General features: G+C 41.6%; 7 protein-coding genes. 3 read left to right on the forward strand and 4 right to left on the reverse strand.

Going from position 1 to position 9,593, the window contains the following annotated elements; translation table 11 throughout:
* Positions 1–161 precede the first annotated feature (161 nt).
* From ACIY19_RS06590 to ACIY19_RS06600, 3 genes are all read left to right on the forward strand, one after another.
* Complete coding sequence (locus ACIY19_RS06590; RefSeq protein ID WP_409002999.1) at positions 162–2,423, forward strand: AAA family ATPase; 2,262 nt, start codon at positions 162–164, stop codon at positions 2,421–2,423.
* Positions 2,424–2,553: 130 nt separating this feature from the next.
* Complete coding sequence (locus ACIY19_RS06595; protein WP_049478315.1) at positions 2,554–3,006, forward strand: NUDIX hydrolase; 453 nt, start codon at positions 2,554–2,556, stop codon at positions 3,004–3,006.
* Between the two features lie 58 nt (positions 3,007–3,064).
* Positions 3,065–3,364 carry a DUF1827 family protein gene (locus ACIY19_RS06600; RefSeq protein WP_000767205.1) on the forward strand — a complete coding sequence of 100 codons (300 nt, stop codon included), beginning with the start codon at positions 3,065–3,067 and terminating at the stop codon, positions 3,362–3,364.
* Positions 3,365–3,434: 70 nt separating this feature from the next.
* Here ACIY19_RS06600 and metK read toward each other — a convergent pair whose 3' ends face one another.
* From metK to ACIY19_RS06620, 4 genes are all read right to left on the reverse strand, one after another.
* A complete protein-coding gene (gene metK, locus ACIY19_RS06605; protein WP_049478314.1) occupies positions 3,435–4,625 on the reverse strand; it encodes a methionine adenosyltransferase in 1,191 nt (396 codons plus the stop codon).
* Between the two features lie 185 nt (positions 4,626–4,810).
* On the reverse strand, positions 4,811–6,154 hold the full coding sequence (locus ACIY19_RS06610) for a DEAD/DEAH box helicase (protein WP_409003000.1): 1,344 nt from the start codon (positions 6,152–6,154) through the stop codon (positions 4,811–4,813).
* Between the two features lie 132 nt (positions 6,155–6,286).
* Complete coding sequence (locus tag ACIY19_RS06615; RefSeq protein WP_409003001.1) at positions 6,287–7,102, reverse strand: endonuclease/exonuclease/phosphatase family protein; 816 nt, start codon at positions 7,100–7,102, stop codon at positions 6,287–6,289.
* A gap of 51 nt (positions 7,103–7,153) precedes the next feature.
* Positions 7,154–9,340 carry a PTS transporter subunit IIBC gene (locus ACIY19_RS06620; protein ID WP_409003002.1) on the reverse strand — a complete coding sequence of 729 codons (2,187 nt, stop codon included), beginning with the start codon at positions 9,338–9,340 and terminating at the stop codon, positions 7,154–7,156.
* Positions 9,341–9,593: the final 253 nt, after the last annotated feature.

The raw sequence follows: 9,593 nt of genomic DNA on the forward strand, positions 1-9,593 counted from the left end.
CAATGTCGCTGGATTCTCCATAAATCCTTCTTTTAAAAACGACCACTTCCCAATCTTTTTACTTGCTTTACACCTTAATCATGCTATAATGAGAGTATAAAACTTTGACTATTCTTGACCTTTTTCTTAGGCCAAGTATACGAATGAAATGAGGTAGAGGTATGCTCTGTCAAAACTGTAAAATAAACGACTCAACAATTCATCTGTATACCAATATCAATGGACAGCAAAAGCAAATTGATCTTTGTCAAAACTGCTATAAAATTATCAAAACAGATCCAAATAATACCCTCTTTAAAGGAATGACTGACTTAAACAATCATGACTTTGATCCATTCGGCGACTTTTTCAATGACTTGAACAATTTCAAACCTTCTTCTAATAACGTCCCTCCAACTCAATCTGGTGGGGGATATGGAGGAAACGGTGGTTATGGACCTCAAAACCGCGGACCTGTTCAAACACCTCCTCCTAGCCAAGAAAGAGGACTCCTAGAGGAGTATGGTATCAACGTGACTGAAATAGCCCGTCGAGGAGATATTGACCCTGTTATCGGTCGAGATGAGGAGATTATCCGAGTTATCGAAATCCTCAACCGAAGAACCAAGAACAACCCTGTTCTTATCGGAGAACCTGGTGTCGGTAAAACAGCTGTTGTAGAAGGTCTAGCTCAGAAGATTGTCGATGGTGATGTTCCCCATAAACTCCAAGGCAAGCAGGTCATCCGTCTGGATGTGGTTAGCCTAGTTCAAGGAACAGGGATCCGAGGCCAATTTGAGGAACGTATGCAAAAACTCATGGAAGAAATTCGCAAACGCGAGGACATCATCCTCTTTATCGATGAAATCCATGAAATTGTTGGTGCAGGATCTGCTGGCGATGGCAATATGGATGCAGGAAATATCCTCAAACCTGCCCTTGCCCGTGGTGAATTGCAACTGGTCGGTGCCACTACTCTCAATGAATACCGTATCATTGAAAAAGACGCTGCCCTAGAGCGCCGTATGCAACCTGTCAAGGTAGATGAACCAACTGTCGAAGAAACCATTATCATCCTTAAAGGGGTTCAAAAGAAATACGAAGACTACCATCACGTAAAGTATACTGATGCTGCTATCGAAGCTGCTGCAAATCTTTCCAACCGCTATATCCAAGACCGTTTCTTGCCAGACAAGGCTATTGACCTATTGGACGAAGCTGGTTCTAAGATGAATCTGACACTGAACTTTGTTGATCCTAAAGTGATTGATCAGCGTTTAATTGAAGCTGAGAATCTCAAGGCTCAAGCTACTCGAGAGGAAGACTTTGAAAAGGCTGCCTATTTCCGCGATCAGATTGCCAAGTACAAGGAAATGCAGAAAAACAAGGTTACTGACCAAGATACTCCTATCATTAGCGAGAAAACCATTGAACATATCATTGAGCAGAAAACCAATATTCCTGTTGGAGAACTCAAAGAAAAAGAACAGTCTCAGCTTATCCATCTAGCAGACGACCTCAAAGCTCATGTCATTGGTCAAGATGAAGCTGTCGATAAGATTGCCAAAGCCATCCGTCGTAATCGTGTTGGACTTGGAACTCCTAACCGACCAATCGGAAGCTTCCTCTTTGTCGGACCAACTGGTGTCGGTAAAACAGAACTTTCCAAACAACTAGCCATTGAGCTCTTTGGTTCTGCTGACAGCATGATTCGCTTTGATATGAGTGAATACATGGAAAAACACAGTGTGGCTAAATTGGTCGGAGCCCCTCCAGGATATGTAGGCTATGATGAAGCTGGTCAACTGACTGAAAAGGTTCGTCGCAATCCTTACTCACTCATCCTTCTCGATGAAGTTGAAAAAGCCCACCCAGATGTGATGCACATGTTCCTTCAAGTCTTGGATGATGGTCGTTTGACAGATGGGCAAGGACGTACAGTTAGCTTTAAGGATGCCATCATTATCATGACCTCAAATGCGGGTACTGGTAAGGCCGAAGCCAGCGTTGGTTTTGGAGCTGCTCGTGAAGGACGTACCAACTCTGTTCTCGGTGAACTCGGTAACTTCTTTAGTCCAGAGTTTATGAACCGTTTTGACGGCATCATCGAATTTAAACCTCTCAGCAAGGACAATCTTCTCCAAATCGTCGAACTCATGCTAGCGGATGTCAACAAACGCCTCTCTAGCAACAATATCCACCTCGATGTGACAGACAAGGTCAAGGAAAAGTTGGTTGACTTAGGTTATGATCCAAAAATGGGGGCACGGCCACTCCGTCGCACCATTCAAGACCATATTGAGGATGCCATCACTGACTATTACCTTGAAAATCCTAGTGAAAAAGACCTCAAGGCAGTTATGACAAGCAATGGCAAGATTCAAATCAAATCTGCCAAAAAAACTGAAAAAACAGAAGAGATTGCTTCTGAAAAAGAAGAATAAATCTATCTAACAAGTGCAGAAAGTCTATCATTTTCTGCACCTTTTTTACTAAAATAAATGTAAAACCTTGACAGCTTGCCCCTCGTCCATTATGATAATAATAAAGATACTAGAGAATGAGGAAAATGCAATGGCAAACCCAACTTTTGGTGAAAAAAAAGAGAATGTGACCTACCAGCCCCGCTATGGTGTGTACGCAGTTATTCCGGATGCGGAGAAAAAACAAATTGTCCTAGTTCAAGCCCCCAATGGTGCTTGGTTCTTGCCAGGTGGAGAAATTGAAGCTGGCGAAGATCATCAAGAAGCACTGAAGAGAGAACTAATCGAAGAACTTGGCTTTACAGCTGAGATTGGAACCTATTATGGGCAAGCTGATGAGTATTTCTACTCTCGCCACCGTGATACCTACTACTACAATCCAGCTTATCTCTATGAAGCTACTTCTTTCCAAAAAGTACAAAAACCATTGGAAGATTTTAATCATATTGCTTGGTTCCCTATTGACGAGGCTATTGAAAACCTCAAACGTGGTAGCCATAAATGGGGAATTGAAGCTTGGAAAATCCAGCATGGAATTGGCTAAAATACACGATTTTATCCAAAAAGTGCTATAATAGAGTTAGAAAATCGGAGGAACTGTTATGAAGCTTATCAATACGACAAACTCACACTCGCAACTTGTTAAAAGCCAATTAGAAAGCACAGACGCAACTCTTGTCGAGGTCTATTCTGCTGGAAACACAGATGTAGTTTTCACACAAGCCCCGCTTCACTATGAAATCCTCATTTCCAACAAACACCGTGCTATTCGTGAACCTGAAATCGAAACCATCCAAGACTTCTTCTTGAAACGTAAAATCGACAAAGGAAGCATTGATGAAGCCAATATCAAGACGCTTTATTCAGATAAATTGATTGAGATTTCAATCCCTATAAAATAAGAAGACCAGCCAAAAGCTGGTTTTCTTTTGCAAAAAAGATTGGTAGTGCACAACTACCAATCTTTTAATTTTATTTCACTGCTTCTTTTAAAGCATCTACCTTGTCTAATCGTTCCCATGGAAGGTCAATATCTGTACGTCCCATGTGTCCATAAGCCGCTGTTTGACGGTAAATTGGGCGTTTGAGATCCAGCATTTGAATAATTCCTGCAGGGCGAAGGTCAAAGATTTGACGCGCTGCTTTTTCAAGCTTGCTTTCAGCTACTGTTCCTGTACCAAAAGTATCGATACGAACAGAAACAGGTTGCGCCACCCCGATAGCATAGGCCAATTGCACTTCTGCCTTCTTAGCAAGGCCTGCTGCAACGATGTTCTTGGCAATGTAGCGAGCTGCATAAGAGGCTGAACGGTCCACCTTAGTCGCATCCTTACCAGAGAAGGCACCACCACCATGGCGAGAGTAGCCACCATAGGTATCCACGATAATCTTACGACCAGTCAAACCTGAGTCTCCTTGAGGTCCACCGATTACAAAACGACCAGTTGGATTGATGAAGAATTTGGTTTGCTCATCCAAGTAAGATGCTGGAATAACTTCCTTGATAACCTTGCTAATCACATCATTGTGAATTTGTTCATTGCTAACTTCTGGGTCGTGCTGAGTTGAAATCACGACTGTATCCACACGTACTGGACGATCATTTTCATCATACTCAACCGTAACTTGTGATTTAGCATCTGGACGAAGATAGCTGATTTCACCAGACTTACGAAGTTCTGCCAAACGACGAACCAACTTGTGGCTAAGTGAGATTGGTAAAGGCATGAGTTCTTCTGTCTCATCCACTGCAAATCCAAACATAAGACCTTGGTCACCAGCACCAATCAAGTCCAGTGGATCTTGATCTGCATTTCCACGGACTTCCAAGGCTTCGTTAACACCTTGAGCGATATCCGGTGACTGCTCAACAAGTGACGGATGAACTCCCACCGTCTCCGCAGAAAAACCATACTCTGTATTGGTATAACCAATCTCTGCAATGGTATCACGAACCACACGGTTGATATCCACATAAGCATTTGTAGAAATTTCACCAAAAACATGGACCGAACCTGTGTATACAGCTGTCTCGGCAGCAACGTGCGCATCTGGATCCTTTGCTAAAATAGCATCCAAAATCGCATCTGAAATTTGGTCTGCAATCTTATCCGGATGCCCCTCAGATACAGATTCAGACGTGAATAATTTACGTTCTGACATAAAAATGTCCCCCCTTAAAAAATATTGTTATAGAGTTACAAAGTACTGATAGGAAAACTACTAGTAATGAATACCTACCACCTTATCGGGACTATATAACCTTATCATTATACCACTTTTTACTTTTTTTTGCAGTATTTTCTCTAAATAAAAACTCAGTAGAATCACCTGATTCTACTGAGTTTTTAAAATGTTTGGCGTTTTGCTTTACGCTCTGCACGCCCACGAGCACGATTTTCAGCACGCTTGGTTTTGCGACGTTTTTCATCCACTGCCCATTGAATCTTCTTCTTATAGCCTGGTTTGACTTTTTTCTTTTTCTTTTTGACCAAGCCAATCATTTCAATATCAAGCTTATCCTGCTTCTTTTCACGGTTGGCACGTCGATCACGATCATAGGTATCTTGAAACTCTCCGTCTTTGACCATCTTAGGAGTAAACTTGATCCCTAATTTCTCCAACTCACGGATATCCGAGTCATCACTAGGCTGGTAAAGGGTAATCGCTGTACCAGGCAGTCCGTTACGCCCAGTTCGTCCAACACGGTGAACAAAGAAAGACAAGTCTTGCGGAATGGCATCATTGATAACATGGCTGACACCTTCAATGTCAATTCCACGCGCTGCCAAGTCCGTTGCGACAATGTACTCAAAATCCAGATTTTTTACCTGATTCATGATCCGCTTGCGTTCACGAGGAGCAATATCTCCATGAATCTTAGCTACCTTCAATCCTTGAGCAGTCAAGTAGGCATGTAACTCATCAGCACGCGTTTTTGTGTTAACAAAAATCATTGCTAAATAAGGCTGCATCAACTGAGTCAGCTGGTAAATTTGAGCATTCTTGTCACAGCCCTTGGTCGAAATCAACCAATTATCGATCGTATCTGAGATAACTGTTTTAGTCTTGATTTTTTCCATGACAGGATTTGACAAGTATTTTTTCAAGAACGGTTGCAATTTTTGTGGAATAGTCGCTGAAAAAACCATGAATTGCAAGTCTTTTGGAAGGCTTCCTGCAATCTTATCAACGGTTTCCAAAAATCCCATATCCAAGGTCATATCGGCTTCATCAATTACAAAGGTCTTGGCCTTGTGAATAGCCAAATCACCAGATTTGACCAAGTCATAGATGCGACCTGGCGTTCCGATAACGATATGAGGCTGGTTGCTGGCAAGTTTTTCAATCTGACGCACCTTATCCGTACCACCCACATAATTAACCACACGAACTTCGACATCTGAGTGAGCTGCAATCTGACGAGCTGCTTGGTATATTTGAGTGGCCAACTCACGACTTGGTGCAGTAATGACCGCTTGCACACTATCGCTAGTTTCATCTAATTGCTGGAAAATGGGTAATAAGAAAGTATGAGTCTTTCCTGAACCAGTTTTCGACTCGCCCACCAAATCACGACCTGCCAGTACAATAGGGATTAATTTTTCTTGTACCTCTGTCGGAGTTGTAAATTTTAACTCCTCCAAGGCTTCTGCTATATAATTTTTAAATTGAAATTTCTTAAATGACATACTATCCTCGATTCTATCTTTTCAATTATACCATATTTTGTCCTATTGCAGTAGCCCCATTTGAGTCTCAGTCCTGTAGTAAAGATTCGAATAGATTAAAAGGTTGGAACTCTCTGGTTCCAACCTCTTTCATTATTTCCAGGTCAATACGGCATTCAAACCATAATGATCACTGACTTGTGGACTATTTTGGCCTTCAAAAACTACTTGTAAACTCTCTACTTCTAACTCTTTGGTCGTAAAGACGTAGTCGATTCGTAGTGGTTCAGTATTGCCTTTCCAACCATCAATTTCTGGTGGAACGGTATAGCTACCACTTCTTTCTTTCGCAACTTCAAACGCGTCTTGTAATCCTAATGGGCTAGCTAAAATCGCTTGATAGCCTTCCTGACCAGCTGGATTATTAAAATCACCTGCTAAAATCAGAGGTTTGTTCAACTCTTTTAGTACAGCCTCAAATCGTGCCCATTCTTCTTGGAAACCTTTATCCCACCAAGAGAGATGAACGCTTGCAAGAGCAAGTTCCTTACCTTCAACCTCTGTCTCAGCCAAGGCAACGCGACGAGTATGGTAGTCCGTTGGATCATCTACATCTGATACTAAAATCTCACGCGCCTTAATAGGTGTTTTGGATAAGATGGCTACGCCTTCATGGTAGCGGTCATAGCCAACATGATTGTAAGCCCAAGTCCAGTAGTAGTTTTTCCCTTTCTCAGCCAATTTTTCAACCAGAAGTCGGACATAGTGGTCCTGATGAATGGGTTCTGCTGATGGTAAAGCTTGATAGTGATTGTTAACCTCTCCCTCAGGCGAAGTTATTTCTTGATTGATTTCTTGGAAACAAATCAAATCATAATCCTTATCAAGAATGTCTTGGAGTAAGATTTGGAATTTTTCCTCTGCTTCCTTCTCCATCCAACTGTGGGTATTGAGTGTTAGAAATTTCATGCTTTTCTCCTAAAACAAGAGGTTGGAAAACAGCTTCCAACCCCAAGTATATTACAATTCTACTTTAGCAACTGCTGTTTTAGCTGCAAGAGAACCTGTTTGTTCTAATTTAACTGATTTGAGGACATCACCATTTGTGAAGACAACCACTGTTGATGTTTTACGTCCTGCTTCTCGAATAGCATCCAAGTCAGCTGTGACAAGAAGGTCACCAGCGGCCACTTTTTGTCCTTCAGAAACATGAACAGTAAATGGTTTTCCTTCAAGACTTACTGTATCCAAACCAATATGAACAAGCACTTCAAGACCTGAGTCAGTGACAAGACCAAGAGCGTGTTTTGTTGGGAAGATACTTGATACAGTACCAGTAACTGGTGATACAATGTTACCATTTGCTGGCTCTACTGCAAATCCATCACCCATCATTTTTTGAGCAAAAACTGGATCTTCCACTTGTTCCAAGGCAACAACTTGACCGTCAGCTACTGAGTAAACTTCCTCAGTTACACCTTTGAAATGGACAGTATTTTGTTGAGTTTCTGTCATTTGACTTGGAAGAGTTTCAGGAATTACTTCACCTGAGTCAAGGATATCTTGGATATCAGATTTCAATACGTCAGCTTTTGGCCCGTAGATAGCTTGGACACCTTGTCCTTTCATGACAAGACCCATAGCTCCTTCAGCCTTCCATTGCTCCTCAGTACCAACGCGATCTGCGTCTTTAACAGTTACACGAAGACGAGTCATACATGCATCCACATCTACGATATTTGCACGACCACCAAGAAGGTTAATGATGTTTACGGCTTGAGAAGCTGCTGCAACTTTTGGAGTTCCAGGAGTTGCTTCTTCTGATGCTCCTTCAGCTGTTTCGTAGTTTCCGTTACGTCCTGGAGTTGCGTAGTTGAATTTCTTGATCATGAAGTTGGCAATGAAGTACATGATAACCGCAAAGAGAACAGTTACCCAGATAAAGTTAACGATATCCATACCAATACCAGCATTAATTGCCAATGGTGTACGAGTCAAGAATTCAATTGAACCGAATGAGTGGACACGAAGGTGAACAATATCTGCCATAGCAAAGGCAGCACCTTGAACTACTGAATAAACAAGGTAAAGCGGTGTTGCGATGAACATGAACATATACTCGATAGGTTCAGTAACCCCTGTCAAGAATGTTGCAAGGGCTGTCGCAATCATCATACCCTTGTATTGGTGTTTCTTGTCAGCATCAACATTGCGGTAGATAGCAACGATGACACCCATCAAGATACCAAATGAACCGATCATTTGTCCAACTTTGAAACGAGCTGGAGTGACTGTTGTAAGAAGGTGTTGGTATTGGTCAGCACTTGAACCTTTAAGGTTAACAAGGTCAGTTACCCAAGCAAGCCAAAGTGGATCTTGACCAAATACTTGTGTTCCTTTTGCTGCACCAGTTAACACTTCGTATGTTCCACCAAGAGCTGTATAGTTCATTGGGATTGTCAACATGTGGTGAAGACCGAATGGCAAGAGCAAACGTTCCAAAGTACCATACAAGAATGGTGCAAGGACTGGAGCAGTTTCTTGTGAGTTGGCAATCCAAATACCAAAGTTGTTGATACCTGTTTGAACTACTGGCCAAAAGGCAGCAAGTACAATTGCAGCAATAGTTGAACGAAGAATAACGACGAATGGTACGAAACGTTTACCATTGAAGAATGAAAGGGCATCAGGAAGTTTACGGAAGTTGTAGTATTTGTTATAAGCTGTTGCCCCAACAAAACCAGAGATAATCCCTACGAAAACCCCCATGTTAAGCGCTGGTGCCTCAAGAACGCTGATAAAGTAGTCAGCAACCTTGATTGAACCACCAAAGAAGGTAGTAACCATTGCTTCAGGGTTTTTCAACATATCACCTGTAACACCGAAGATAGTACCTGTGATACGGTTAATCAAGATAAAGGCAAGTCCGGCTGCAAATGCACCACCTGCACGTTCTTTTGCCCAGCTTCCCCCAATAGCAAGGGCAAACAAGATGTGAAGGTTACCGATAACCCCCCAACCAATTTGCTCAAGGATTCCACCTGTAATCACTAGAGGAGCAAGGTTTGGGTCGATCATCACGATTGATTTACCGATTGAGATCATCAATCCCGCCGCTGGCATAACGGCGATAACCACCATTAAAGCCTTACCGAATTTTTGCCAAAATTCGAAAGACAAGACATTTTTGAATGTAGCTTTCATCATTCAAATCTCCTTTATTTTATTTAGGCAAACGTTTTACGAAAACGTTTGCATTTGGTTATGTATTAATTATACCACTTTTATTTTTTTTGTAAAGGCTTTTATAAAAAAATTGTCTATTTTTTTTTTAATTTTTAAAAAGGAAAAAGAGAAGTTTACGAAAACTTCTCTTTTAAATAGGCTCTATAATATTTGTAGTGGGTAAATCCTCTATAGATATTATGGAGCCTATTTTTGTATAGAAAAAAAGTCCCAT

The organism is Streptococcus sp. ST14, from assembly GCF_046098195.1.
Taxonomy (GTDB): domain Bacteria; phylum Bacillota; class Bacilli; order Lactobacillales; family Streptococcaceae; genus Streptococcus.